Below are 26207 nucleotides of genomic sequence, written 5' to 3'. Positions count from 1 at the left end.
GCCAATCCTGTCTTTGATGTAATGCAGCGGGCTGCATCCGTTCGATCGACCGCCAGCCTCTGACTCCCGACAGTCGTGTCAGGAGAAGAGAATGCTGAAACTGCTTGCCGCCCTCGCGATGCTTGCCCTGCCGACCGCTGCTGTGGCCCAGACGGCGGAACCGGTCGACGTCATGATCCTTGGGACCTATCACTTCGACAATCCGGGACGCGATGTTCACAACGCCCGGATCGACTCCGTTCTGACGCCTGACAAGCAGCGCCAGCTTGAAGGCGTGGCTGAGGCGCTCGCCCAATTTCGCCCCACCGCCGTTGCGGTTGAACGTGTGGCAACGGATCAGGCGACCCTGCTGGATCAGGCCTTTCCGGGCTTCTCGCCTGCCGCCCTGCGGACCAACGCCGACGAGCGGGTGCAGATCGGCTACCGTCTTGCCCATCGGCTGGGCCTGTCCCGCGTCTATGCGATCGACGAACAGGAGATGGACGGTGAGCCGACCTACTTCCCCTACGGGGCCGTCTCTAACTGGGCGCAGACAAACGGTCAGGCCGACGCCCTGGCGGCTATGAGCGCCACCATCGGAGCCATGGTCGCAGACCTTGAACGCCGCCAGCGGACCCAGGACATCGGGCAGGTCCTTGCATTCATGAACGGGCCTGAGCCCGCTGCGAAAGACAAGGCCTTCCACTATGCCCTGATGCGGTTCGGGGCGGGTGACGCCCAGCCCGGCGCGGTCCTGAATGGGCGCTGGTTCACACGCAACGCCGAGATCTTCGCCCGTCTGATACAGGTCGCCGAGCCGGGGGATCGTATCGTCGTGGTCTACGGGGCCGGCCATTCGGCCTGGCTTCGCGACATGGTCGAGGCCACGCCCGGCTTCCGCCTGATCGAGCCCGACGATTATTTGCCGGCAGAGTGAGCGGCGGCGGCTTCGTGCGACGGCGACCAGGCACGCATCTCGGCGATCTCGCGGGTCTGGGCCGCGATCACGGCCCCGGCCATCCGCCGCACCTCCGGGTCGCGGCTGTCGCGCAGGGCCACCTCGGCCATGGCCACCGCCCCCTGGTGATGGGCGATCATCTTGGCGATATAGGCCTCGTCGACCGTTGCCCCCGTGGCCGCAGCCATCAGCCGGTGCATCTCCGCCTCCGAGGCGGCGAAGGCCTGGTCCCCGGCCATAGCGTGGTCCGCCCCATGACTGTCCGGTCCCGACACCGTCCCTTCCTCGACCGTCGCCGCCTGGTTGCGGCTCGAGGCCTCCCGCATCGCCTGCTCCACCGGATCCCCGCCGCCGTCGCACGCCGCCAGCAGCAGGGATGAAAGGGCCAGAACGGCAAGACGGTGAACGGTCATGGGCGGGCTCTTTGATGGACGCGAAACAACGTCCGCGACACTGCCCCAAGGCGCCTCGCCCGTCTGCCCCGAACGGTGCCGCAGGGGTGGTCAGCGGAGATCCGCTTCGGCCTGTCCCACGCGCGACTGGTGTCCGAGAAAGACTTCGATAGCCGGGTGAGCGGAGGCGAAGCGGCGCAGGCGTGCGGCCGAGGCCTCGGCGTCCGCCCGAGCCTCGGGGGCCACAGGTTGCGGCATGGCCTGTTCCCAGCCCAGTCGGGTGTGGACCGCGTCGCCGACAACCAGCTTCGGCCCGTCCACGGCGTTGATCAGATAGGCGGTCGACCCCGGGGAGTGGCCGGGCACATGCAGGGCCCAGACGGACCCGTCGCCGAACACGTCGATGACCCCCGCGAAGGTGCCATCGGGGTCCGACCGGAAGGCCCATTCGCGCAAGGGGCCATAGCCCTCCAGGATCGAGTCGGCCGGATGGCCCAGCACCCAGTTGACGAAGTTCCGCTCGGCGGCGTCGCCCTGCCCCAGATAGACGGGCGTCGCGTGATCCAGGTCGATCAGGCCGCCGATATGATCGAAATGCAGATGCGTCAGGAAGACAGCTTGAGGCGGTGTCTCGCCATGTAGCCAGCCGCCGGCGGTCTGGTCGATCCGGACAGCCAGATCCTTCACCCCCCGGCGCATGATCCACCCCAGTCTCGGCTCAAGGTCTGCCGAGATCCCGCTGTCGATCAGAAAGCGGCCAAAGCGCGGGTGATCGACGACATAGGCATAGATCACGGCCTGTTCTGACCCCTCCGGCACCGCAGCGGTTCGCGGGTCCTTGCGGTCGATGAAGCTGCCCCGGCCGCCGGTCCATTCGGCGAACCGGACCCGCCTGAACGTTGCGACCCCCGGCCGCGCCAGGCTCGCCTCCAGGCTGGCCGTCCGCGAGGCCGTGCCCAGATCGGACACTGTGACCGGATGCACAGTCGCCGGGCTGGCGCATCCGCCGACCGTGATGACCGCCGCTGCCGAGGCGACGGCGAGGATCCGGTATGCGAAGTTGGAGATCGTCATCGGAACGTCCTGTATTGCTTTCAGGCGCATATCGAAATACATAAAAATATAACTGTCAATCGAGCTGTCTTGAGGGTGCGCGCCTTGGCCCTGATCCTGGATTTTCCCCCGCCGTCGACGACGGTCGAGCCCGAGGCGCTGGGTCGCATCCGCCGCCTCAGCCGGCCGCTCGAATGGCTGTTCACAGGGCTGCTGGGTTTGGGTTCGGCCCTGCTCGCGGTCGCCGTGTTTGCGGTCCTGTTCTATGCGGGCGACCGGCTTCAGATCCGTCCGGGCGGCATGCAGATTTACATCGAGGCGACAGTGCCACCGCCACCGCCGGGCTGGACCACCGTCGGTGTCATCCCGACGATCCGGAAGATCGCGCTGGCGACGTCCGCCTGCCTGATGATCGGCCCCGCCCTGGCCGTCCTGTGGCAGCTCCGGAAACTGTTCCGGCTCTACGGGGCGGGCGTGATCCTGGGCATCGAGAATGCCCGCATCATCGGGCAGATCGCGGGCTCGCTGGTCGCCTATGCGCTCGCACCGACGCTGGGCCATTTCGTGGTCGAGGCCGCCGGCTTCGACGATGAGGGATGGCTCCGGCTCGACAGTCTCCAGGCCCTGACGTTGGGTCTGGTCCTGTTCGTCATCGCCAGGGTCATGCGCTGGGGGGCCGAGGTCGCTGACGACGCGGCGCGGTTCGTCTGATGCCCATCATCGTCCGCCTCGACGTGGTCATGGCCCGGCGCAAGGTGCGCTCCAATGTGCTGGCGCGGGCCATCGGCATCTCCGAGACCAACCTCAGCCTGCTGAAGTCTGGCAAGGTGAGGGGACTGCGTCTCGCGACGCTGGACGCCCTGTGCCGCTATCTGGACTGCGCCCCGGCGGACATCCTCGAATACGTCCCCGACGAAGGGGTCGACCGGAAGATGTCCGCCCGGTCGGTCGCCTAGGCGCTGACCAGCCGCGCATCTCCGGCTTCCACCGCGAACTTCGCCCGTGTCGTCAGCACGCCGTTGCGGTTCTGGACCTGGTCCAGAACCTTGAACTCGGTCTGCCAGCGCTCCGGGGTCACATCGCACAGGACGTAGCCGCGCTGGCTGTTGCGGAACTTCAGCTGTGGGTTGGCGCGCAGGAACGCCTCCTGATCGGCCCGCACATCCTGTCCGTCGCCGCCCGAGCTGATCGAGGTGGCGACGAACTCGGTGGCGATCGGGGCCGCCTCTGGATTGCGGCCGTCGATGTGCAACTCACCGGCATAGTTCTGGTGCTCGTCGCCGGTCAGGACCACGACATTGTCGATGCGCCGGTCCTTGATGTGCTGCAGAAGCCGGGCCCGCGGCACCCGGTAGCCGGCCCAGCTGTCGGTGTTGACGCCATAGTCCTCGCCCGGATTGCGATCCAGATCCATGACCATGATCTGCTGGGCCAGCGCCTTCCAGGTCGCCTCGGAGCGGTTCAGGTTGTTCAGCAGCCACGCCTCCTGGGCCTCGCCCAGCACCTGGGCGGCGCGGTCGTTCAGACCGTCGCAGCCCGCGTTGAAGCGGTCCTCGCAGGGCTGGTCGGTGCGGTACTGGCGGGTGTCCAGCAGGTTCAGGTCCAGCAGGTTTCCGTACTGGGCCCGCCGGTACAGCTGCATGGCCGACCCGCGCGGGAAGGACGAGCGCCGCAGGGGCATATGCTCATAGAAGGCCTGCATGGCCGCCGCCTTTCGCAAGGCGAAGATGGCCGGATCGGTGCCGTCCTGATCGAGGTCCGAGACCCAGTTGTTGTCGATCTCGTGGTCGTCCCAGACGGTGAACCAGGCCGCCGACTGACGCGAGGCCTGCAGGTCGGAGTCCATCGTGTACTGGGCATAGCGCTGGCGGTAGTCGGTGACCGTATAGACCTCCCCGCCGAGGTGGACGCGCAGGTTCTCCTGCGGGCTGGTGGTGCCATAGATGCGGTTGCCGCGGCCCTCGTAGATGTAGTCGCCGTAGCAGAAGATGAAATCCAGATCCTCGGCCGCGATCTTGCGGTGGGCGGTGTAATAGCCGCTCTCATAGGCCTGGCAGCCGACGATGCCGAACCGGGTCCGGTCGAGGGCGCTGCCCACGATCGGCGTGGTCTTCGCCCGCCCGACGCCCGAGCGTTCCCGACCGGCCGTGAAGCGATAGAAATAGGGGCGGCCGGGCTCCAGCCCGCCGACCTCGACATGGACCGCATGGCCCAGCTCGGGCCGGGCGATGGCCTCGCCACTGCGGACCACGGTGCCGAACCCGGCATTGGTCGCGACCTCCCAGTTCACCGCCATCGGCTGGGACGGCATGCCGTGGTCGGGTTCCAGCGGCCGGGGGGCCAGCCGGGTCCAGATCACGAAGCCGTCGGGCAGCGGATCACCGGCGGCGACGCCCAGTTGGAACGGATTGTCCTCGAACACGGGCTGGGCGAGGGCCGGGCGGCCTGCGGCCGTTGCCAGGGTACCGGCACCGAGGCCGGACAACAGCAGGCGGCGGGACAGGAACAGGGACATGTCGAGAACTCCGGGAACGATCCGGGCGGGATAGCCCAGCGGTGTGACAAATCACCGACGGCCTGGCTATCCCTCGATCCAGCCGGGCATCCAGCCCTCGTGGATCTCGCGCAGATGCTTCAGCGGGATGCTGAACAGATCCGTGGACGCGAAGGCATCACCCTTCGCAGACCCGACCACCGAGGCGTGAAGTCCGGCCTCCCTTGCCCCCGCCAGAACCTCCTGCGGATTGGGGACGGCGACCAGGTAACGGGCCTGATCCTCACCGAACAGGAAGACGTGGGCGTGGGCGGCGCTGGAGGCATCCAGCACCACCCCGGTGTCCGAGGCCAGCGCCATGTCCGCTGCCGCCCCGATCAGGCCGCCGTCGGACAGGTCATGGACGCAGGTCAGCCGGCCGTTCTCGATCTCGCCGCGGATGAAGTCGCCGGTCTTGCGCTCCAGCGCCAGATCCACGGGCGGCGGGGCCCCGTCCTCGCGCCCCAGCACCTCGCGCAGATACAGCGACGCGCCCAGTTCGCCGACCGTGTCGCCGATCAGGATCAGGGTGTCGCCCTCGGCCATGGTCGAGAAGCCGGCCACGACGTCATAGTTGGGCAGCAGGCCGACCGCCCCCACGGTCGGGGTCGGCGGAATGGCGACGCCGTTGGTCTCGTTATAGAGGCTGACGTTGCCGCTCACGACCGGGAAGTCCAGAACGCGGCAGGCCTCGGCCATGCCGTCGATGGCGCGCACGATCTGGCCCATGATCTCGGGCCGCTGCGGATTGCCGAAATTCAGGTTGTCGGTGATAGCGATCGGCCGGCTGCCTACGGCCGTCAGATTGCGCCACGCCTCGGCCACGCACTGTTTCCCGCCCTCATAGGGGTCGTTCTGGACATAGCGGGGCGTGCAGTCTGATGTGACTGCCAGACCCTTGTCTGTCCCGTGCACCCGCACCACTCCCGCGTCGGCTCCGGTGGCGGAGTCCTGCAGGGTGTCGGCCATCACGTGCCGGTCGTACTGCTCCCAGATCCACCGCTTGGACGCCATGTCGGGGCAGGTCAGCACCTTCAGCACGGCGTCGGGCCAGCTCTCCGGGGCCGGGACATCGCCCGGCGACAGGCGCGGATGAAGGTCCGGCTGAACCCACGGACGATCATACAGCGGCGCGTCGTCGAACAGGGGGGCCAGCGGCACGTCGCAGACGACCTCGCCATGGTGGTTCAGCACCAGCCGGCCGGTCTCGGTGGTCCGGCCGATGACGGCGGCGTCCAGACCCCATTTGGCGAAGATGCGGTGGCCGTCGGCCTCGCGGCCCGGCTTCAACACCGCCAGCATCCGCTCCTGGCTTTCGGACAGCATCATCTCATAGGCGGACATGCCGGTTTCCCGCTGGGGCACCGCGTCCATGTCCAGCTCGATCCCGACCCCGCCCTTGCCCGCCATCTCGACCGAGGACGACGTCAGGCCCGCTGCCCCCATGTCCTGGATTGCCGCCACAGCACCCGAAGCCATCAGCTCCAGTGTCGCCTCGATCAGCAGCTTCTCGGCGAAGGGATCGCCGACCTGCACCGTCGGGCGCTTGAAGTCCAATTCGTCGTCGAACTCGGCCGAGGACATGGTCGCGCCATGGATGCCGTCGCGGCCGGTCTTGGATCCGAAATAGACCACCGACATGCCCGGCCCCGGCGCGGCTGAGTAGAAGATGGCGTCCGACTTCGCCAGGCCGACGCACATGGCGTTGACCAGGATGTTGCCGTTGTAGCCGCGATGGAAGTTTGTCTCGCCGGCCACGGTCGGCACGCCGACGCAGTTGCCATAGCCGCCGATGCCGCTGACCACGCCCTTGACCAGCCGCTTCGTCTTCTCGTGCCCGATGTCGCCGAACCGCAGGGCGTTCAGCAACGCGACTGGTCGCGCCCCCATGGTGAAAACGTCGCGCATGATGCCGCCCACGCCCGTCGCCGCGCCCTGATAGGGCTCGATGAAGGAGGGGTGGTTGTGGCTCTCCATCTTGAAGATGCAGGCGTCGCCGTCATCGATGTCGATAACGCCCGCGTTCTCGCCCGGACCGCAGATGACGCGGGGGCCGGTGGTCGGGAACTTGCCCAGATGGATCTTGGACGACTTGTAGGAGCAGTGCTCGGACCACATGACCGAGAAGACGCCCAGTTCCAGATGGTTTGGCTCGCGCCCCAGCCGGTTCAGGATGACCTGATACTCATTGGGGGCCAGGCCGTATTCGACGGCAAGCTCGGCGGTGGTCTTCTGCGGGGCGCTCATGGGGTGCGCTTCTAGCCGTGATCGGGGGGACTGTCAGCCCGGTCGCGTCGTGGGAACGCATCGCCAGCAAGACCGCTGTTCAGGCATACCCCCGCAGGAGCCTCCCATGACCGACCAGCCCATCGATCCCGCTGCCACCCCTGAGGATGACGACGCCCCCGAGATCGCCGCAGACGACGCAGGGGCCTCCGCCCTGGCCGAACGGATCGGCAATACCGAAAGCCCGATCATGGCCGACCCGGTGGAAGACGAAGAGGAAGAAGGCCTCGACGGCGAGGGCGTCTAACCCCCGCCGTGGATCACGCTGGGGTGCCGCTGCCGCAGCCCCAGCGTGATCAGAAGGGCGAGGACCAGCACGGTCAGCGACGCGCCCAGCGCGCCGTACGCCAACGTCTCGTTTCCCCTCGCCCGCTCGGCGACGAACACCCCCAGCAGGCCCCACGACACCGGCAGGGGATAGACCAGCAGGCTGGTCCGCCAGGTGACGATGAGGGTGAAGGCCACCACGCCGGCGATGGCCAGCAGCGCCCAGACCGTCGGCGGAAAGGTGGCCGGCAGGTCACCATTCCCGGTCGCCACGGTCAGCAGGTTTACCGGCGAGGCGATGGTCAGCCATCCGGCCAGCGCCCCCAGCGGCCAGATCACCAGCCAGCGGTCCCGGTCCTGGCTGCCCAGCGTCCGGATCGCGGCGGCGTGGCGCAACAGCGGGATGACCAGCACCGCCAGCGAGCCGAAGATCAGCACGATGGTCGCCACCTCGGCATCCCGGGCTGCCGCGATGATCCAGCTGCCGATACCCAGCAGGGCGAGGACCGAGGGCCAGCCGAAGCGGCGGATCATCTCGCTCTCGCCCGTCCGCGGCAGGACCTGACGCACGGCATAGGCGATCAGCCCCAGATAGATCGGCCCCCAGATGGCGAAGGCCCACCCGACCACCCGCAGGGTCGCGTCACTGTCGGCGGCGAATTCGGCCGGGCTCTGTCCGATGTTGCCGAACTGCTGAAGCTGGCCGGCGACGACCGCGAAAACTGCGGCGGCCAGAACCAGCAGGCGGCGGGGGATCTGGCCTGGAGTGGCCGGGACGGTGGAGGACATGGGGCCCTTGTGGATGTGGAAAACCAGCGTTGCCTTACCTTACGCGCGTCCTGTGGTTTCGTTCACCGCAATCGCCCGGCTGGAACCGCAGCGCGTGCCCCGGATTGATCAGGCTCACCCCGGGAGATTTTCGATGACCGACGAACCGATGAATGACGACGACCAGCCGCATTTCGAGACCAGCGACGTCGAGGCCAATCTGGCCATGGAGCAGGGCCTCGGCGTCGGTGCGCGCGAGCTCGCTGCCCAACGTGACGCCGGCGGCGTGGTCACGCCCGACGAGGATGAAGACGAGGTCGAGACGGAAGACGACGCAGACACCCTGGCCCGCAACACCTCCGTCCTCGGCGAAGACCCCGAAGCCTAGGCCGCCGCGTAGATCGACCGGAACAGCGTCGCGCCGTCCGCCGAGCCCAGCTCGGCCTCGAAGGCGCGGTCCGGATGCGGCATCATCCCCAGCACATTGCCGCGTGCGTTTTGCAGTCCCGCGATGTTCGCAACCGACCCGTTGGGATTGTCGACATAGCGGAACACGACCTGGCCCTCGCCCTCGATCCGGGCGAGGGTTTCGGCGTCGGCGAAATAGTTTCCATCGCCATTGCCCTGGGTCATCACCACCTCGCGCTGGCCCTGATAGCCGGCAGTGAACCGGGTCTGGCCGTTGGTCACTTCCAGAGAGATCGGCCTGCAGACATACTTAAGCCCGGCGTTCTTCAGCAGGGCTCCCGGCAGCATCCCGGCCTCGCACAGGATCTGGAAGCCGTTGCAGATGCCCACGACCGCCACCCCATCGTCCGCCGCCTTCTTCACCGCGCCCATGATCGGCGACTGGGCCGCCATGGCCCCGCACCGCAGATAGTCGCCATAGGAAAAGCCGCCGGGCAGGACGATCAGATCCAGCCCCTTCGGGAGATCGGTCTCCTGATGCCAGACCATTTCGACCCGCTCGTTGGTGGACCGCTCGATGGCGACCTTGCAGTCGCGGTCACAGTTGGACCCGGGGAAGACGATGACGGCTGCGCTCATGGCGCGGGCGTTTAGCAGGCTTCCGGCCCGATGTCAGTCGCCCTTGTTTTCCCAGGTCGCGGTGATCGAGGCCTTCGCGAGGGTGTGGAAGAACAGGTTGAAGCCGAACACCGCGCCAGAATCCTGCGGGGTGACCTCCAGCGCCTCTACGTCCACGGCGAAGACCGTGAAGATGTAGCGGTGGGGTCCGTGCCCCGGGGGCGGGGCGGCCCCGCCGAAACCCGGCGCGCCAAAGTCGGTGCGCCCTTCGACCGATCCGACAGGCAGGGGGCCGCCGCTGGCGATCTCGCGAACATCGGCCGGGATATTGGCCACGGTCCAGTGCCAGAAGCCCGACCCCGTCGGCGCGTCGGGATCATAGACGGTGATGGCGAAGGACTTCGTCCCTTCCGGTGCACTCGACCAGGCCAGATGCGGCGAGGTATTGCCCAGCGCCTGCACCTGGGCGTCCGGCAGAATACCGCCGTCGGTGACGTCGTTCGAGGTCAGGGTGAAGGCCATGGTTCGCTCCTTTGCGCTCGGCGTCTGAAACGACCGTCCGCCCGGGCGGTTGCGCCTAGACCGCTTCGATCCGGTAGCTCTCGATCACCGTATTCGCCAGCAGGGTCTCGCACATCTTTTTCGCTTCGGCCGCCGGGTCCTCGACCCCGTCGAGGTCGAACTCGATCAGCTTGCCGACGCGCGCTCCGGACACACCGGCCCAGCCCAGACCCTTCAGGGCCCCCTCGACAGCCTTGCCCTGGACGTCCAGCACGCCGGGTTTCAGGAAGACGTGAACCTTCACTTTGGCCATCAGTGCAGTCCCCCCTGGATCACGGTCGGCATGTCCTTCATGATGCCCAGGCGGCGGGCCACCTCGGTATAGCTCTCGATGACATTGCCGAGATCGCGGCGGAAGCGGTCCTTGTCCATCTTCTCGCCGGTGTTGGAATCCCACAGGCGGCACGAATCGGGGCTGATCTCGTCGGCCAGGATGACCCGGCTGAAGTCGTTCTCCCACACCCGGCCGAACTCGATCTTGAAGTCCACCAGGGTGATGCCGACCGCGCCGAACATGCCCGACAGATAGTCGTTGACCCGAAGCGTCATGGCCAGGATGTCGTCGATCTCCTGGGTCGAGGCCCAGTTGAAGGCGGTGATGTGCTCTTCCGTCACCATCGGATCGTTGAGCTCGTCCTTCTTGTAGTAGAATTCGATGATCGAGCGGGGCAGGGGCGTGCCCTCCTCCTGACCCAGCCGGGTGGCCAGCGAACCGGCGACGATGTTGCGGCACACCACCTCCAGGGGGATGATCTCGACTTCGCGGATCAGCTGCTCGCGCAGGTTCAGGCGCTTGATGAAGTGGTTGGTCACGCCGATGCCGTTCAGGCGGGTCATCACGAACTCGCTGATACGGTTGTTGATGACGCCCTTGCCTTCCAGGGTGGCGCGCTTCTGGGCGTTGAAGGCGGTCGCATCGTCCTTGAAATACTGGATCAGCGTGCCGGGCTCAGGTCCTTCGTAAAGGATCTTGGCCTTGCCCTCGTAGATCATCTTTCGCTTCGAATTCATCATCATGGTCCCGGAGGGGATGGCGGCCCGGCCGGAAAACGAAAATCGCGCGGCCAGAGGTCTCGTCTGGGCGGCGTGATCCGGTCTCGAGCTGAGCGGGAAATGGGTCTGGCGCTCTTTAGCGGAATGCGCCCTGCGACACAAACGACGCCCGCCGTCCTGCCGGCCACTCCCATCGGGAACCCTCGTTCGCGGGGTGCCGTTATTCGTTGCGTTCGCAGTGGCCGGGGCTATAGACCTGCCCGGCGGGCCCTGAGGCTTCCGGCTCGCGACGGAGCGACTGACGACGCATGACGACCTTCAACGATCGGGAAAAGGGCTTCGAGTCCAAGTTCGCGCTCGATCAGGAGCAAGAATTCAAGGCCATGGCCCGACGCAACAAGCTCCTCGGCCTGTGGGCGGCGGAAAAGATGGGCCTCAGCGCCAACTCCTCGGAAGAATATGCCAAGGCTGTCGTGCGGGCTGACTTCGAGCAGCCGGGCGAGGAAGACGTGTTCCGCAAGATTGCCGGCGACTTCAAGGGTTCCGGCCTGACCGTCTCCGAGGGCGAGATCCGCTCGAAGATGGACGAACTGGCCTCCATGGCCCGTGATCAGGTCCGCGCGGGCGAATAGACCGGCTTCGCGAACCGACCATCACGAACAAGAAAAAGGGCCGCAGCGATAACGCTGCGTCCCTTTCCTTGTCAGGGGCCCCGGGGGGAAGGCCTCACCCGACATTGTTGCGACTGGCGCATCATCAAAATGCAGTCAGCCCCAAATGGTTCACCGAAAAAATCAGCCCGGCATCACAACGGTATCGATGATGTGCACCACGCCGTTGGACTGCATCACATCCGCCTGGGTGACGGTCGAGGTGCCGCCGGCGGCATCCGTCAGGGTGACCGAGCCGTCTGCGTTCGGCGTGACCGTCAAGGTCGCGCCCTGGACGGTCGTCAGTTCCGCCCGGCCGCCGTTGGCCTGGGCCTGGGTGGCCAGATCAGCGGCCGTCAGGCGGCCCGGAACAACGTGATAGGTCAGGATCTTGGTCAGGTCAGCCTTGCCGGCCGGGGCCATCAGGGATTCACGCGTTGCCGCCGGAATCTTTTCGAAAGCGGCATTGTCAGGGGCGAACACGGTGAACGGGCCGGTGCCCGACAGGGTCTCCGCCAGATCGGCCGCCTGGACCGCGCTGACGAGGGTGGTGAGGTTCGAAGCCTTGGCGGCGTTGGTGACGATGGTGTCGTTCGGGCTCATCGAGGCACCGCCGACCATAGGATCGGTCGCGGCGGTGGCCGAGGCATCGGTGGCGGCCATATCGGCGGCCGGGGCTTCAGTCTCCGTACCGCTGTTGCAGGCGGCAAGGCCCAGCAGGGCAGCAGAGGCGACGGTGAGGGTAAGGATTCTGGCGTTCATGGCGTTTGGCTCCTGAATCGCCGCCTTGCGCGGCGCAGGACCTAAAGACGGCTGAGCGCGCCAAAGGATGCGTCCCGATCACGTTTTCCGGCGCGACAGGTTACCGCAGCCAGACTGGTCAGGCCCTGCCAAACACCCGAGCGAACACCGTGTCCACGTGCTTGGTATGATAGCCGAGGTCGAACAGGGCCTCGAGCTCGGCGTCCGGCACGATCACCTCGGGGTCGGCCTTCAGGAAGTCGAGGAAATTGCCCTCGCCTCGCCAGACCTTCATGGCGTTGCGCTGGACCGCCGCATAGGAATCCTCGCGCGACAGGCCCAGCTGGGTCAGGGCCAGCAGGACACGCTGCGAGTGAACCAGCCCGCCCAGACGGTCGAGGTTCTTCGCCATGTTGTCGGGATAGACCAGCAGCCGCTCCACCACTCCGGCCAGCCGGTTCAGGGCGAAGTCCAGGTGGATGGTGGCGTCCGGGCCGATGCCGCGCTCGACCGAGGAATGGCTGATGTCCCGCTCGTGCCACAGCGCGACGTTCTCCATGGCGGGTACCACCGCCGAGCGCACCAGACGGGCGAGGCCGGTCAGGTTCTCGGTCAGGATCGGGTTGCGCTTGTGGGGCATGGCCGACGAACCCTTCTGGCCCTTGTCAAAGAACTCCTCGACCTCCAGCACCTCGGTGCGCTGCAGATGCCGGATCTCGACTGCCAGACGCTCGACCGATGAAGCCACCACGCCCAGCGCCGCGAAGAAGGCCGCATGCCGGTCGCGCGGGATCACCTGGGTCGAGACCGGCTCGACCTGAAGGCCCATCTTCTCCGCGACGTATTCCTCGACCGCCGGGTCGACATTGGCGAAGGTGCCCACGGCCCCCGAGATGGCGCAGGTGGCGATCTCTTCCTTCGCCGTCAGTAGCCGCCGCCGCGCCCGCTGGAACTCGGCGTGATAACCGGCCAGCTTCAGGCCGAAGGTCACCGGCTCGGCATGGATGCCGTGGCTCCGACCGACGCAGGGCGTGAGCTTGTGTTCCTTCGCCCGCACCTCCAGCGCCGCCAGCACCCGGTCGACGCCGGCGACGAGCAGATCCGCCGACCGCGCCAGCTGAACGGCGAAACAGGTGTCCAGCACGTCCGACGACGTCATGCCCTGGTGCAGGAAGCGCGCCTCCTCGCCGACCGTCTCGGAGACGTGGGTCAGGAAGGCGATGACGTCGTGTTTGGTCGTGCGCTCGATCTCGTCGATCCGGTCGGCGTCCCAGACGACGTCCTTGCCCTTCGCCCAGATCGCCTCGGCGGCGTCGGTCGGGATCACGCCCAGCTCGGCCATCTTCGTGGCGGCATGGGCCTCGATCTCGAACCAGATCCGGTACTTGGTCTCGTTCGACCACAGGGCGACGGCTTCGGGGCGGGAATAGCGACTGATCATGGGCGCGGGTAAAGGCTTTCCGGACCGAATCTGTCAAGGAAGGTCCGCGCAACAGCGAGGAGAGCGACCATGGAACTGATCGTCGGCAACATGGCCTTCTCCACCTGGTCCCTGCGGCCCTGGCTGGTGCTGAAGCGCTGCGGGGCGGAGTTCACCCTGCGCGAGCTGCCGCTGTACGGACCCAACTCGGCCCGGCTGCTGGCCGAACATTCCCCGACCGGCAAGGTGCCGGCGCTGAAGGTCGAGGGGGTCACGATCTGGGACTCCATGGCCATCTGCGTCTTTGCCGCCGAGCGCTTTCCCCATGTCCCGCTCTGGCCCGCCGATCCCCACGCCCGCTGGCTGGCCCGGTCCGTGGTCTGCGAATTCCACGCCGGCTTCGGAGCGCTTCGCAACGAGTGCGCCATGGGGCCGGACGCCGCCGGTGTCATCCACACCATGGTCGGCCCGGATCGCGCGCCGCCGCCCGCCAGCGAATCGGTCGCCGCCGATGTGCGGCGGCTGGTGGCGATCATCCGCGAGATGAAGGCCCGTTTCGGGGCCGGTGGTCCGTACCTGTTCGGCGACTGGTCGATTGCCGACGCCTTCCTGACGCCTGTGGCCACCCGCTTCCGCCACTACCAGATTGACCTCGCCGCCCATGGCGACGTCGACGGCGTGGCGGCCGCCTATGTGGCCGAGCTGCTGCAGCAACCCGATTTCCTCGAGTGGTCGGAACAGGCTGTGGCCGACCGGACTTGAATGGCTGATGCCGCGTTAAGGAGACCCGCGAACGGGGCTTTAAGGGAACAGCGGTATCGATTGGCTCTCAACCCCGGAACCCGCCGCCATGTCCGCTGTCCCGCCGACCGCCTCCCGGAGCCTGACGCCGCCCGTCGCCCCGCGCCGGCCGACGCTCATGACCTACGGCGGCTTCATCCTCGTGGGGTGCTGCCTGTGCGCCTCGCTGGTCGGCAGCCTGTTCTAGAGGCTCAGCGCGCTCCGACCGGGCTGACGCTCGCCACCTCGACCGCCTCGGGCTGAAGCGGTGCCGGCGGCGGTGCCACATAGTCCAGATGGATCGGCACCCGGGTCTGACCGGCCACCACCGCGTCCAGCGTGTTCACCGGTCCGCCCGTCATTCGCTGGTAGATCCAGTAGGCGGCCACGACCTTTTCTACGTATTCGCGGGCCTGGGGCACGTCGATCGTCTCGATCAGCAGCAGGGGATCGGGGTCGGGGCCCAGACGGCGCAGGGCGTCCAGCATCGGGCCGGGGCCGGCATTGTAGCTGGCGACGGCGCGCAGCAGGTCCCCGCCGAACTCGGGCCGGGCCAGCATCCGGTTCACATAGGTCTGGCCGAGGCGGACATTGGTGGCGGGCTGGAACAGCCGGGTCGGCTCGGTGACGAAGCCGCGGTCACCCGTCATCTCCGCCGCGGTCGTCGGCATCACCTGCATCAGGCCGTAGGCCCCGACCGGCGAGCGCGCCTCGGCGTTGAAGCCACTTTCCTTGCGGGCGATCGCATAGACCAGCGAGCGTTCCAGCGTCCAACCGCCCTCGGGCGCGATCTCCGGCATGGGATAGTCGGCGGCATCGATCCGGGTGCCGTCGGCCCCCGAAACCCCCAGACGCGGGCCCAGAACGCGCGCCAGCCCGGTCCACAGGCGGCGGGTGCGGTCGGTCGCCGTGCGCAGGCCGTTCCTCAGCTCGTCCCGGGCGTCCAGCCGCCGGCCAACCTCGAAGAAGGCCACCGTCCGGCGCGCCCGTGGCTCGCTCTGCAGGAAGGCATCCATCTCGCGCTGGTTGACCCCGACCGGTTCGTCGACGGCCGTGGACACACGCTGCACCACCGCCTCATAGGGGCGCGGCCCGCTGTTGAGGATCACCGGCTCCTCGCCCAGTTGCCGCAGGGCGATCTGGCCATAGAAGGTCGCGGGCCAGCGGGCGGACAGGCGCAGGAATTCCTGGATCCGGTCGTGGCGGCCCGACTGTCCGGCGGCACGCGCGGCCCAGACCCCGGCCCCGGCCCGGGTCCAGCCATCCTCGGTCGGATCGACGGCCACCCGCTCGAAGGCCGAAAAGGCGCGCGACGCATCGCCCGAGCGCCACGCCGCCAGACCCACGACCCACCAGTCCCCGATCGCCTCGCCCAGTCTCAGGGCCTCGGGCAGATCGTCCCGATTGAGGGCGACGCGCGCCGCCTTGGCCGGATCGGCCTCGCTGTTGCCGCCGCTCGCGGCCACGGCATCCCAGGTGCGGGTGAAGAAGGCGCCGCTGGGCCGACGCGGCTCGTCGGCCCCGTCCGGTCGCCGCCGCATGGCGAGGGCGTAAACCCGCTGGGCTGTGGGCAGGTCGGCGTAGTCGGTCAGCCACGCCGACAGCTCCTCGAACGAGGCGGTATGGTCCGGATGGAACAGCCGCTCGAACTCGACGGTCCCCAGCAGTACGTGGTCGTTGGCCCTGCGCGCGGACTCCCGAGCCGCTTCCAGATCGCCGCGCCGCAGGGCGTCGAAGGCGGTCGTGTAGCTCAGCCGATCGGCCCGCGACAGGGCGGAGGGCGGCAGCCGGAGCTCGGGATCGTCGTCCACGACCGTCGCGCCGGCGACAGTCGAATAGGGCTCCGACGCGGCCTGCGCAGGCAGGGAACCGCCCCAGACGGCGGCGGCGACAACGGCAAGGGTCGACGCCCGCAGGGCGTGGAAACGGGAAATGAACAAAGGCGGCGGCCTCCTCGTGCAGCGCGTCACCCGTCTCAATTCGGGATCGACGCGCGGTCTGCGATCGGTCGTCAGACACGATCTATGCCGGAATCCCCTGTTAACTTCAATCACATCGCCGTCAGACGCCAGATAACACCGTCATCCCGAATCGCGCGCCAGCCGATCGGCCAGCGCCAGCATGTCGGCCCAGGCTTCGCGCTTGGCCTGGGGTTGCCGCAGCAGGAAGGCGGGATGCAGGGTCGCGATGACCGGTGCCGACACGTCCCCTTCCGCCAGCCGCCACTCCCGCCACTGGCCCCGCATCCTCAATATGCCTTCGTCGGTCTTCAGCACCGATTTCGCCGCCGCGGCTCCTAGCAGCAGCACCGCACGGGGCCGGATCAGGGCAAAGGCCCGCCCCACGAAAGGCGCGCAGACGGCCTGTTCCTGCGGCGTGGGGGTCCGGTTGCCCGGCGGCCTCCAGAAGACGGTGTTGGTGATGAAGACCTGATCCGTAAGCCCCGCCGCCGCCAGCATCCGGTCCAGCAACTTCCCGGCCCGCCCGACGAAGGGTTCCCCGGCCGCGTCCTCCTCGGCCCCCGGAGCCTCGCCGATGATCAGGACCGGGGCCTTGGGATCGCCCCGGCCGAAGACACAGCCCCGGGCCCCCATCCCCACCAGTTCGCAGCCCTTGAAGTCCGCCACCGCTGCGGCCAGCGCCTCCATGGTGTCCGCCCCGGCGGCCAGCCGCCGCGCGTCGGCCGTCGCATCGCCCATGTCGACCACCGGCATCACCGAGGCGGTCGCCCGGGTGACCGCCTTCAGCGCCGGGGTCACCACGATCGTGCGGTCGACCGGGGCGTCCTCATAGCAGGCGTCGACCCCGGCATCGCTCCAGAAGGCGAGCAGGCTTTCGATGGCGGCGATGTCGCGGGCGTCGGTTTGCATGGTTTGGGCGTTAGGGGTGACCGTGTCAGGGATAGGCCTTGACCGCCGTCGCGTCACCTTCCGATAAGGCGGGGGCGGAACAAAGAGCGAAGGAAGCCCATGGCCGAGGATATTGTCGAAGGCGGTGCCGAAACCCGGACGCAGGAGGCCATCCTCGACAACCTGCCGCCGCTCGAGGCCCTGCAGGGGGTCGAGCGCGAGGTCATGGAATATGACGTCGTCATCGTCGGCGGCGGTCCGGCCGGCCTGTCCGCCGCCATCCGCCTGAAACAGCGCGCCGCCGCGGACGGCAAGGACATCAGCGTCGCCGTGCTCGAGAAATCGGCCGAGGTCGGCGGACACATCCTGTCGGGGGCCGTCATCGACCCGCGCGCTCTGACCGAACTCTTCCCGGACTGGAAGGAACGCGGCGCGCCGCTCGAGACCCCGGTGACCAAGGACCGGTTCATGGTCCTGGGGCCCATGGGTCAGGTCAGCCTGCCCATGCCCCTGCTGCCGCCGATGATGCACAACAACGGTTGCTATATCGCGTCGCTGGCCAATGTGGCCCGCTGGCTGGGCGAACAGGCGGAGGCCCTCGGCGTCGAGGTCTATCCCGGCATGGCCGCCAGCCATGTCGTCTGGGACGAGCCCACGGGCCGCGTGAAGGGCGTCGTCGCCGGCGTCTTCGGTATCGACAAACACGGCCAGCCGACCGGCGACTTCCAGCCCGGGATCGAACTGCACGGCAAATACGTCTTCATCGCCGAGGGCGTGCGCGGGTCGCTCGCCAAGACCATCATCGCCCGCCACAAACTGCAGGACGGCAAGGAGCCGCAGAAATACGGCATCGGCCTGAAGGAGCTGTGGCAGGTCAGCCCGGAGAAGCACCAGCCGGGCCTGGCCCAGCACACCACCGGCTGGCCGCTGGACGAGCACACCGGCGGCGGCAGCTTCATGTACCATTTCGGCGGCAACTACGTGGCCATCGGCTACGTCGTGCACCTGAATTACAAGAACCCGTTCCTGTCGCCGTTCGACGAGTTCCAGCGCTTCAAGCACCACCCCGCCATCGCCGAACATCTGGAGGGCGGCACCCGCATCTCCTATGGCGCGCGGGCCATCACCGAGGGCGGCTGGCAGTCGGTGCCGAAGCTCGCCTTCCCGGGCGGGGCCCTGATCGGCTGTTCGGCCGGGTTCGTGAACGTGCCGCGGATCAAGGGCAGCCACAACGCCATGAAGACCGGCATGATGGCCGCCGACGCCGCCTATGAGGCCGTCATGGCGGGCCGTGCCGGCGACGAACTGGTCGAATATCAGACGGCCTATGAGGCCAGCTGGGTGTTCAAGGAGCTGAAGGCGGTCCGCAACGCCAAGCCGCTGCTGTCCAAGCTGGGCACGACCCTGGGCGGAGCCGCCGGCCTGTTCGACCTGTGGACCAACCACCTGACCGGCCTGTCGCTGTTCGGGACGCAGAAGCACGGCAAGACCGACGCCGCCTCGACCGAACTGGCGTCGAAGCACAAGGCGATCGCCTATCCCAAGCCGGACGGAAAGCTGTCGTTCGACAAGCTGTCGTCGGTGTTCGTCTCCAACACCAACCATGCCGAGGAACAGCCCGCGCACCTGAAGCTGCTGGACCCCTCGATCCCGATCCGGGTCAACCTGCCGAAATATGGCGAGCCCGCGCGCCTGTACTGCCCGGCCGGTGTGTACGAGGTGCTCTATGCCGACGAGGCGACGAAGTCGGAGCCGCGCTTCCAGATCAACGCCCAGAACTGCGTCCACTGCAAAACCTGCGACATCAAGGATCCGTCGCAGAACATCGTCTGGACCACGCCCGAGGGCGGCGGCGGTCCCAACTATCCGAATATGTAGCCGTTGGGGGGAGGGGCCTTGTCGTGGCCGCATAAGCCGGTGAATGTCCGGCCCATGCGTCACCCCTCCCTTCGCTCGCTTCTGATCGCCGCCTCGGCCCTGATCGCCGTCCCCGCCATGGCGCAGGATGAGGTTTTGCCGCCCCTGGTCCCGGCCCCCGACGCCGTCGAGCCCCTCCCGCTTGCGCCCCTCATCGTAGTGGGCGAGGGCGCGGAGACCCCGGCCCCGACCATCGAGGCCATTCCCCGCGTCTGGGCTCCTGTCCCGCGCGATGAGGACGGACGCAGCGCCTATGGTCTGTACCTGTCTGCCCGCTCGGCGCTCAGCCAGGGGCAGACGGCCGTCGGCTCGGACTATCTGACCGCGGTCGAGGCCCTGACCCCGGAACAGCCGGCCATCCAGGACCAGACCTTTATCGCCGCGTTGATGGCAGGGGACCTGAACGTCGCGGCCCGGATCACCCCGGCCTCCACCACCGCCTCCCCGGTGGTCACCGAGGCGGGTGCCCTGGTCACGGCGGTCCAGAGCTTCGTCGCCGGTGACGCCCGCTCGGCCAATGCCAGTCTGAAGGCCAATCCCGTGGGTGCCCCCCACGCCCGTGCGGGGACCCTCATCGCGCCGTGGATCGCGGCCGCCGCCGGCGACTGGGACACGGCCCTGGCCGAGCCCAATCCGACGGGCGATCGGCTGATGCTGCTGTTCGGCCGCTATCACCGCGCGCTCCTGCTGGAACACCGCAGTCGCATCCCGGAGGCAGACACGGCCCTGAAGGCCCTCGTCGACGATCCCCGGACCGCGCCGCTGTTCCGGATCAGCTATGGCGAGTTCCTCGAACGGCAGGGCCGGCGCGATGAGGCGCGGGCCTTTTACGAAGGCGCGCTGGCCGGGGCACCCTCGGATGGACCGCTCACCCGCGCCCTCGCCCGCGCGACATCCCGCGGTCGCCCGCCCGCCCTGCCGGATTACCGGACCGGCGCGGCCAAGGCCCTGACCGCGGCCGCCGCCCAGGCCTCCTCGGAAGGCGCGCACGAATTCGCCGTCGTCTATCTGCGGCTGTCGCTCAATCTCGATCGCGAGCCCGAGACCCTCTATGTGCTGGGCCAGACCCTGTCCCAGGCGGGCATGAACACGGCCGCGCGGGCCGTCCTGTCCGAGGTGCCGAGGTCGGAGACGGCCGTCCATGCCGCTGCGCAGGTCCAGCTGGGGCTCAGCTTCGCCCGCGACGATCAGGCCGAGGAGGCCCTTGAGGCCTTCCGGGCCGCCGCCGCCGTCACCCCGCGGGATCCCCGCATCGCCTATCTGACCGCCGGCCAGCTGCTGCAGCTGGAGCGTTACGACGAGGCGCTGGAACTGCTCAACGGCCCCTTGCTCAACACCGCCGACCAGGGCGGCGACACCCGCTTCATGCGGGGGGCCGCCTATGAAAGCCTCGGCCGGATCCCCGAGGCCGAGGCCGAGCTGTGGGCCGCGCTCCAGCTCCAGCCGGATGAGCCCGCCTATCTGAACTATCTCGGCTATCTCTGGGTCGACAGCGGCACCCGGGTCGACGAAGGGGCCGCCATGATCGCCCGGGCCCATGCGGCGGACCCCGACGATGGCAATATCCAGGACAGTCTCGGCTGGGCCCAGTACCGGCAGGGCCAGTACGAGGTCGCCGTCGACACCCTGGAGCAGGCGGTGGCCAAGGAGCCGGCCAATGCCGAGATCAACGACCACCTCGGCGATGCCTACTGGAAGGTCGGCCGTCGCCGCGAGGCCGGCTTCCAGTGGAACCGGGTCCTGACCCTGGACCCCGACGCCGAACGGCGGGCCGAGGTGGAGCGCAAGCTCGAACAGGGGCTCGACCTCTGAGTCCGCTGGAGGCCCTGGCTCCGGCCAAGATCAATCTGTTCCTCCACGTCGGCGCGGTCCGGCCGGACGGCTATCACCCCCTGTCCAGCCTCGTGGCCTTCGCCGATGTCGGCGACCGGATCGCGGTGGCCCCGGCCGACCGGCTGTCGCTGGCGATCACCGGACCCTTCGCGCCCGCCCTCCACGCCGATGACGACAACCTCGTGCTCCGGGCCCTGCGCGAGCTGGGTCGGATGGCCGGAATCGGCGCGCCGCCACTGGCCGTCACCCTCGACAAGGCCCTGCCCATCGCGGCGGGGCTGGGCGGCGGCTCCTCCGATGCGGGCGCGGCGCTGAAGCTGGCCAACCGGGCGCTCGGGCTCGAACTGCCGGAGAGCGAATTGGCCGATATCGCCCGGATCGTGGGGGCCGACGGCCCCATGTGCCTGATCGCCCGCTCCGCCTGGGCCGAGGGCATTGGCGAGGTCCTGACGCCCGCGCCCGCGCTCCCGCCCCTGCACGCCGTCCTCGCCAATCCGGGGCGGCCCTCACCGACGGGGGCGGTCTACCGCGCCTATGACGCCGGCCCGCCGCAGCCGGACGACCGTCCCGCGCCTCCGGCCGATTGGAGCACTGCCACGGTGATCGACTGGCTGGCCGGGCAGCGCAACGATCTTGAGGCACCGGCCGTCGCCATCGAGCCCGCCATCGGCGAAGCCCTCGTCGCCATGCGGGTCTCGGGGGCCCGGCTGACCCGGATGTCCGGCTCCGGCGCGACGGTCTTTGGTCTGTTCGGAGACGCCGGGGCGGCCGCGACCGCGGCCGACGAGCTTGGCCGCAATCATGGCGATTGGTGGGTCCGCGCGACGGTTCTTGGCGACAAGACGGCGGAAACCTCACAATAAGGCGAAGTAACGTCGCCAATCGGGGCAGCGCCCTTCTATGGCCGTCGAATAACCGCGCCGATCAATCTCGCCTCACAAATAAATGATCCCGGCGGAACCGGTGCCGGAATGGCGGTTTCCTTACCCCGGTAACACTGAGTAACGAACCGTGAGCCTCTTCCCAAGGCCAGGGCTCGTGCAGCATTGAAAAGGATACTGTCATGCTTCGCACTCGTCTTTTGAGCGCCGCCGCCGCTGTCTCCCTGCTGGTCGCCGGCAGCGCCTTCGCCCAGACCCCGCCCGTTGCGCCGGCGCAGACGCCGTCAGCCACCCCGACTCCTTCGGCCGCGCCGTCGGCCCAGACCCCGGCCACCGGGAACACCGTGGTGGACGTTCTTCGCTCCAACGGTCAGTTCTCGACCCTGCTGTCGGCGCTCGACGCCGCCCAGTTGACGCAAACCCTGACCAGCCAGCCGGCCATCTCGATCTTCGCCCCGACCGACGCGGCCTTCGCCGCCCTGCCGGAAGCGGAGCGAAACCGCCTGATGGATCCCACCAACGTCAATGAGCTGCGCCAGTTGCTGCTCTATCACGTGGTGGTCGCGGACGTGAATTCCAGCCAGATCGAGGGAGCCCTCGGCGGCGTCGAGACAGCCGCCGCCGTCCAGGTCCAGCTCGACGGCACCGGCGACGCCATCAAGATCGACAACGCCACCGTGACCACCGCCGACCTCGACGCCTCCAACGGCGCGGTCTTCATCATCGACCGGGTCCTGAACCCAGGCCAGTCGCTGGCTGCCGGCGCCCGCGCGGGACAGGACGCCACGGGAACGGCCAGTCCCGGTGCCACAATGACCAGCCCCGGCACCACGACCCCCGGCATGACCACCCCGGGCATGACGAACCCCGGAACCACGACCCCGGGCACCTCCATGCCGGACGGCATGGGCCAGACCGCCAGCCCGCCGGTCGAGGGCACCGGCCCCGCCGTCTCGCCCGCGCACAACCCCTCGGATGGCCAGGTCGACGGCGGCGACGACGAAACCACCCCGACCGTGCCCCGTTAACAGCGGATCGATCTGATCTTCAGAAGGGGTCAGGTTGAGTTGAAAGGCGGCGGGCTCTAGGGTCCGCCGCCTTTCTCTTGCCCGAAGACTGACCGTTGGCCGCACACACCGAACCGCTCGCCTTCCAGGACCTGATCCTCACGCTCCAGCGCTACTGGGGCGATCAGGGCTGCGCCATTCTCCAGCCCTATGACATCGAGGTCGGGGCCGGCACCCTGCACCCGGCCACCGTGCTGCGGGCGCTTGGGCCGAAGCCTTGGAAGGCCGCCTATGTCCAGCCCAGCCGCCGCCCCGGCGACGGCCGCTATGGCGAGAACCCCAACCGGCTCCAGCACTATTACCAGTTCCAGGTCATCCTGAAGCCCAACCCGGACAACCTGCAGGAGCTCTATCTCGGGTCACTCCGCGCCATCGGCGTCGATCCGGCCCTGCACGACATCCGTTTCGTCGAGGACGACTGGGAAAACCCCACCGTCGGGGCCTGGGGTCTGGGCTGGGAAGTCTGGTGCGACGGCATGGAGGTGACCCAGTTCACCTATTTCCAGGGCGTCGGCGGCCTCGAGGTCGATATCGTCTCGGGCGAGCTGACCTACGGGCTGGAGCGTCTGGCCATGTATGTCCAGGGCGTCGACAACGTCTACGATCTGAAGTTCACCAAGGAAGGCCTGACCTACGGCGAGATCTTCCTCGAGAACGAACGCCAGCAGTCGGAAGCCAACTTCCACGGCTATGACGTCGAGGGCCTGAAGCGCCGCTTCGAGGACATGGTGGCCGAGGTCTCGCGCCTGCTCGCCATGACGGGCCCCCAGGGCCAGCCACTGGTCCTGCCTGCCTATGACCAGGTCCTGAAGGCCAGCCACCTGTTCAACCTGATGGACGCCCGCGGTGCCATCGCCGTCGCCGAACGCCAGAGCTACATCGGCCGCATCCGGGACCTGTGTAAGGCCTGTGCGGTCGCCTACGTCGAACAAGAGCGCAAAACCGCCTGATGCCCCAACTCCTCCTCGAACTGTTCTCCGAAGAAATCCCCGCCCGCATGCAGGCCGGGGCCGCGCGCGATCTGGAGCGCATGGCGTCCGAGCGTCTGAAGGCCGCTGGCCTTAGCTGGGACGCCCTGACCACCTATGCCGGCCCGCGCCGCCTGACCCTGGTGATCGAGGGCCTGCCCGCCGCCACCCCCGATCGCTCGGAAGAGCTGAAGGGCCCCCGCGCCAACGCCCCGGAACAGGCGCTGGAGGGCTTCCTGCGCAAGACCGGCCTGACGCGCGACCGGCTGACCGAACGCGACGGCGTCCTGTTTGCCGTGATCAACGAGGCCGGCCGCCCGACGCCGACCGTGATCGCCGAGACCGTCGATGCCGTCATCCGCGCCTTCCCCTGGCCCAAGTCGATGCGCTGGGGTTCCGGCACCCTGCGCTGGGTGCGCCCGCTGAAGCGGATCGTTTGCTTGTTCGATGGTGCCGTCGTGCCGTTCGAGATCGACGGCATCCAGAGCGGCGACATGACCGAAGGCCACCGGTTCATGACTCGCGAAGGTGTCGATCCCGGCCCGTTCCAGGTGCGTGACTTCGACAGCTATCGTGAAGGCCTTGCCCAACGCTTCGTCGAGATCGACCGCGAGAAGCGGAAGGCCGACATCCTCTCCGTCGGGAGGGCGAACTGCGCGATGCTGGGCCTCGAACTCGTCGAGGACGAAGGCTTGGCCGAGGAGGTTGCCGGGCTGGTTGAGTTCCCGGTTCCGACCGTCGGCGACATGGACCCCGCCTTCCTCGATCTGCCGCCTGAGGTGATCCGGCTGTCGATGAAGGTGCATCAGAAATACTTCGCAGTCAGCGATCCAAAGACCGGGAAGCTGGCTCCGAACTTCGTCGTCGTGGCGAACGTGGAAACAAGCGATCAAAATCGCACCCTGGCCGCCGGCAACAGCCGCGTCCTGTCCGCCCGCCTGAACGACGCCCGCTTCTTCTGGGACGAGGACCGCAAGACCGGCTTCGACGCCTGGAATGAAAAACTGAAGGGCGTCACCTTCCACGCCAAGCTGGGCACGATGGCCGAGCGCGTCGACCGTATCGCCGCCCTCGCCCGCGAGATCGCCCCCCTCGTCGGCGCCGACCCCGATCAGGCCGAAACCGCCGCCCGCCTGTCCAAGGCCGATCTGGCCTCCGCCATGGTCGGGGAGTTTCCGGAACTGCAGGGCATCATGGGCGGCTATTACGCGCGCGCACTTCCCCCATCGGTCCTGGCCTCGCTTCGCTCGCCGACGGACCGCTTTCCCCCGCAAGCGGGGGAAGGGCTGAGCGCGTCCAGTCTCTCTCCCGCTCGCGGGAGAGATGTCCCGGCGTCGCCGCAGGCGACCAGGGACAGAGAGGGAAGTGCGGACGCCATCGCCGACGCCGTCCGCGACCACTACAAGCCGCAGGGCCCGGCCGACACGGTCCCGACCGCGCCCCTGTCGGTCGCCGTCGCCCTCGCCGACAAGCTCGACACCCTCGTCGGCTTCTTCGCCATCGACGAGAAGCCCACGGGCTCGAAGGACCCGTTCGCGCTGAGGCGGGCTGCGCTGGGGGTGATCCGGCTGGTGCTGGAAAGCGGTACGCGGTTGCCGCTTTCCAGTTTGAAGCAAATGGTCCGTTGGACGAGCTTCATCGCTGCGGAGCAGCCGGCGGGCGCGCTTGGCAAGGGCGGGTCTGAAGTCACGCCAGAGATCATCGCCTTCTTCGCCGACCGTCTGAAGGTCCTCCTCCGCGATCAGGGCAAACGCCACGACCTCGTCGACGCCGTCTTTGCCCTCGGCGACGACGACCTCGTCCGCATCGTCCGCCGGGTGGAAGCCCTCGACGCCTTCCTCGCCACCGACGACGGCGCCAACCTGCTGGCCGGCTACAAGCGCGCCTCCAACATCCTGAAGGCCGAGGCCAAGAAGGGCGAAATCCCCACCGGCATGGTCCAGACCGGCCTGCCCAACCAGCCCGAGGCCGAGACCCGCCTTGCCTTCGCCGCCGACGCCGCCCGCACGGCGGTGGAGACGGCCCTGGCCGCCGAGGATTTCGCCGCCGCCATGACGGCGCTGGCCGCCCTGCGCGCGCCGGTCGACGCCTTCTTCACCGACGTCCTCGTCAACTCCGACGACGCCGGGGAACGCGACAACCGCCTGAAACTCCTCGGCCAGGTCCGCGACGTCATGGGCCAGGTCGCCGACTTCGGCCAGGTGGCGGGGTAACCAACGTCCTTCTCCCCTTGCGGGAGAAGGTGGCAGCCGAAGGCTGACGGATGAGGGGTCACACCGGCGGCC

General features: G+C 68.1%; 27 protein-coding genes. 14 read left to right on the top strand and 13 right to left on the bottom strand.

The window, feature by feature from the left end; translation table 11 throughout:
- The first annotated feature begins 91 nt into the window (after nucleotides 1–91).
- Nucleotides 92–916: a DUF5694 domain-containing protein gene (locus SJY26_RS00300; protein WP_396594187.1), complete on the top strand. Its 825-nt coding sequence runs from the start codon at nucleotides 92–94 to the stop codon at nucleotides 914–916.
- On the opposite strand, the gene SJY26_RS00295 is transcribed toward SJY26_RS00300, so the two are convergent.
- Nucleotides 898–1350, bottom strand: a complete 453-nt coding sequence (locus SJY26_RS00295) for a DUF305 domain-containing protein (RefSeq protein ID WP_396594186.1) — start codon at nucleotides 1348–1350, stop codon at nucleotides 898–900. The genes SJY26_RS00300 and SJY26_RS00295 overlap by 19 nt on opposite strands.
- A gap of 90 nt (nucleotides 1351–1440) precedes the next feature.
- A complete protein-coding gene (locus SJY26_RS00290; protein ID WP_396594185.1) occupies nucleotides 1441–2403 on the bottom strand; it encodes an MBL fold metallo-hydrolase in 963 nt (320 codons plus the stop codon).
- A gap of 84 nt (nucleotides 2404–2487) precedes the next feature.
- Between SJY26_RS00290 and SJY26_RS00285 the strand changes: the two genes are divergently transcribed.
- A complete protein-coding gene (locus SJY26_RS00285; protein WP_396594184.1) occupies nucleotides 2488–3093 on the top strand; it encodes a DUF2975 domain-containing protein in 606 nt (201 codons plus the stop codon).
- Nucleotides 3093–3338, top strand: a complete 246-nt coding sequence (locus tag SJY26_RS00280; protein WP_396594183.1) for a helix-turn-helix domain-containing protein — start codon at nucleotides 3093–3095, stop codon at nucleotides 3336–3338. The genes SJY26_RS00285 and SJY26_RS00280 overlap by 1 nt, the downstream gene beginning before the upstream one ends.
- On the opposite strand, the gene SJY26_RS00275 is transcribed toward SJY26_RS00280, so the two are convergent.
- On the bottom strand, nucleotides 3335–4897 hold the full coding sequence (locus SJY26_RS00275) for an alkaline phosphatase D family protein (protein WP_396594182.1): 1563 nt from the start codon (nucleotides 4895–4897) through the stop codon (nucleotides 3335–3337). The genes SJY26_RS00280 and SJY26_RS00275 overlap by 4 nt on opposite strands.
- Before the next feature lie 66 nt (nucleotides 4898–4963).
- The gene (gene purL, locus SJY26_RS00270) at nucleotides 4964–7162 is read right to left on the bottom strand and encodes a phosphoribosylformylglycinamidine synthase subunit PurL (protein WP_396594181.1); all 2199 of its coding nucleotides are present in this window, start codon (nucleotides 7160–7162) and stop codon (nucleotides 4964–4966) included.
- A 106-nt stretch (nucleotides 7163–7268) separates the two neighbouring features.
- Here purL and SJY26_RS00265 point away from each other — a divergent pair, with 106 nt between their 5' ends.
- Nucleotides 7269–7448 carry a hypothetical protein gene (locus tag SJY26_RS00265; RefSeq protein ID WP_396594180.1) on the top strand — a complete coding sequence of 60 codons (180 nt, stop codon included), beginning with the start codon at nucleotides 7269–7271 and terminating at the stop codon, nucleotides 7446–7448.
- Here the strand turns inward: SJY26_RS00265 and SJY26_RS00260 are convergent.
- Nucleotides 7445–8257 (bottom strand): hypothetical protein, encoded by an 813-nt coding sequence (locus SJY26_RS00260; protein ID WP_396594179.1) that lies wholly within the window; start codon nucleotides 8255–8257, stop codon nucleotides 7445–7447. The genes SJY26_RS00265 and SJY26_RS00260 overlap by 4 nt on opposite strands.
- Before the next feature lie 133 nt (nucleotides 8258–8390).
- Between SJY26_RS00260 and SJY26_RS00255 the strand changes: the two genes are divergently transcribed.
- The gene (locus SJY26_RS00255; RefSeq protein ID WP_396594178.1) at nucleotides 8391–8624 is read left to right on the top strand and encodes a hypothetical protein; all 234 of its coding nucleotides are present in this window, start codon (nucleotides 8391–8393) and stop codon (nucleotides 8622–8624) included.
- Here the strand turns inward: SJY26_RS00255 and purQ are convergent.
- From purQ to purC, 4 genes are read right to left on the bottom strand one after another with little or no spacing between them, the layout of a single operon-like run.
- Nucleotides 8621–9283: a phosphoribosylformylglycinamidine synthase subunit PurQ gene (gene purQ / locus SJY26_RS00250; protein WP_396594177.1), complete on the bottom strand. Its 663-nt coding sequence runs from the start codon at nucleotides 9281–9283 to the stop codon at nucleotides 8621–8623. The genes SJY26_RS00255 and purQ overlap by 4 nt on opposite strands.
- Before the next feature lie 33 nt (nucleotides 9284–9316).
- Entirely contained in the window at nucleotides 9317–9784 is a 468-nt protein-coding gene (locus SJY26_RS00245; RefSeq protein WP_396594176.1) for a YbhB/YbcL family Raf kinase inhibitor-like protein, read from the bottom strand.
- A 55-nt stretch (nucleotides 9785–9839) separates the two neighbouring features.
- Complete coding sequence (gene purS / locus SJY26_RS00240; protein WP_396594175.1) at nucleotides 9840–10076, bottom strand: phosphoribosylformylglycinamidine synthase subunit PurS; 237 nt, start codon at nucleotides 10074–10076, stop codon at nucleotides 9840–9842.
- Nucleotides 10076–10834 carry a phosphoribosylaminoimidazolesuccinocarboxamide synthase gene (gene purC / locus SJY26_RS00235; RefSeq protein ID WP_396594174.1) on the bottom strand — a complete coding sequence of 253 codons (759 nt, stop codon included), beginning with the start codon at nucleotides 10832–10834 and terminating at the stop codon, nucleotides 10076–10078. Before purC ends, purS begins: the two co-directional genes overlap by 1 nt.
- Before the next feature lie 290 nt (nucleotides 10835–11124).
- On the opposite strand from purC, the gene SJY26_RS00230 reads away from it, so the two are divergent.
- A complete protein-coding gene (locus SJY26_RS00230) occupies nucleotides 11125–11448 on the top strand; it encodes a DUF1476 domain-containing protein (protein WP_396594173.1) in 324 nt (107 codons plus the stop codon).
- A 162-nt stretch (nucleotides 11449–11610) separates the two neighbouring features.
- On the opposite strand, the gene SJY26_RS00225 is transcribed toward SJY26_RS00230, so the two are convergent.
- On the bottom strand, nucleotides 11611–12228 hold the full coding sequence (locus tag SJY26_RS00225) for a fasciclin domain-containing protein (RefSeq protein ID WP_396594172.1): 618 nt from the start codon (nucleotides 12226–12228) through the stop codon (nucleotides 11611–11613).
- Between the two features lie 118 nt (nucleotides 12229–12346).
- The gene (purB, locus tag SJY26_RS00220; RefSeq protein ID WP_396594171.1) at nucleotides 12347–13648 is read right to left on the bottom strand and encodes an adenylosuccinate lyase; all 1302 of its coding nucleotides are present in this window, start codon (nucleotides 13646–13648) and stop codon (nucleotides 12347–12349) included.
- Nucleotides 13649–13717: 69 nt separating this feature from the next.
- Here purB and SJY26_RS00215 point away from each other — a divergent pair, with 69 nt between their 5' ends.
- Nucleotides 13718–14389, top strand: a complete 672-nt coding sequence (locus SJY26_RS00215; RefSeq protein WP_396594170.1) for a glutathione S-transferase — start codon at nucleotides 13718–13720, stop codon at nucleotides 14387–14389.
- Between the two features lie 88 nt (nucleotides 14390–14477).
- Complete coding sequence (locus SJY26_RS00210) at nucleotides 14478–14615, top strand: hypothetical protein (protein ID WP_396594169.1); 138 nt, start codon at nucleotides 14478–14480, stop codon at nucleotides 14613–14615.
- 4 nt (nucleotides 14616–14619) lie between these two features.
- Here the strand turns inward: SJY26_RS00210 and SJY26_RS00205 are convergent, their stop codons facing one another.
- Nucleotides 14620–16347 (bottom strand): transglycosylase SLT domain-containing protein, encoded by a 1728-nt coding sequence (locus SJY26_RS00205; protein WP_396594168.1) that lies wholly within the window; start codon nucleotides 16345–16347, stop codon nucleotides 14620–14622.
- 141 nt (nucleotides 16348–16488) lie between these two features.
- Nucleotides 16489–17277, bottom strand: coding sequence for a uracil-DNA glycosylase family protein (locus SJY26_RS00200; protein ID WP_396594167.1), 789 nt, complete (start codon nucleotides 17275–17277; stop codon nucleotides 16489–16491).
- A gap of 204 nt (nucleotides 17278–17481) precedes the next feature.
- On the opposite strand from SJY26_RS00200, the gene SJY26_RS00195 reads away from it, so the two are divergent.
- From SJY26_RS00195 to glyS, 6 genes are all read left to right on the top strand, one after another.
- Nucleotides 17482–19134 (top strand): electron transfer flavoprotein-ubiquinone oxidoreductase, encoded by a 1653-nt coding sequence (locus SJY26_RS00195; RefSeq protein ID WP_396595677.1) that lies wholly within the window; start codon nucleotides 17482–17484, stop codon nucleotides 19132–19134.
- A 54-nt stretch (nucleotides 19135–19188) separates the two neighbouring features.
- Nucleotides 19189–20985, top strand: coding sequence for a tetratricopeptide repeat protein (locus SJY26_RS00190; protein WP_396594166.1), 1797 nt, complete (start codon nucleotides 19189–19191; stop codon nucleotides 20983–20985).
- Entirely contained in the window at nucleotides 20982–21869 is an 888-nt protein-coding gene (locus SJY26_RS00185; RefSeq protein WP_396595676.1) for a 4-(cytidine 5'-diphospho)-2-C-methyl-D-erythritol kinase, read from the top strand. Before SJY26_RS00190 ends, SJY26_RS00185 begins: the two co-directional genes overlap by 4 nt.
- A 200-nt stretch (nucleotides 21870–22069) precedes the next feature.
- On the top strand, nucleotides 22070–22915 hold the full coding sequence (locus SJY26_RS00180; protein WP_396594165.1) for a fasciclin domain-containing protein: 846 nt from the start codon (nucleotides 22070–22072) through the stop codon (nucleotides 22913–22915).
- 95 nt (nucleotides 22916–23010) lie between these two features.
- Nucleotides 23011–23904: a glycine--tRNA ligase subunit alpha gene (locus SJY26_RS00175; protein ID WP_396594164.1), complete on the top strand. Its 894-nt coding sequence runs from the start codon at nucleotides 23011–23013 to the stop codon at nucleotides 23902–23904.
- On the top strand, nucleotides 23904–26135 hold the full coding sequence (gene glyS / locus SJY26_RS00170) for a glycine--tRNA ligase subunit beta (RefSeq protein WP_396594163.1): 2232 nt from the start codon (nucleotides 23904–23906) through the stop codon (nucleotides 26133–26135). Before SJY26_RS00175 ends, glyS begins: the two co-directional genes overlap by 1 nt.
- Nucleotides 26136–26207 lie beyond the last annotated feature (72 nt).

Origin of the sequence: Brevundimonas sp. R86498, assembly GCF_044598075.1 — a bacterium.
Taxonomy (GTDB): Bacteria; Pseudomonadota; Alphaproteobacteria; order Caulobacterales; family Caulobacteraceae; genus Brevundimonas.
The sequence above is the reverse complement of the archived record's forward strand: the minus strand, read 5'-3'. Positions and strand labels throughout refer to the sequence as shown.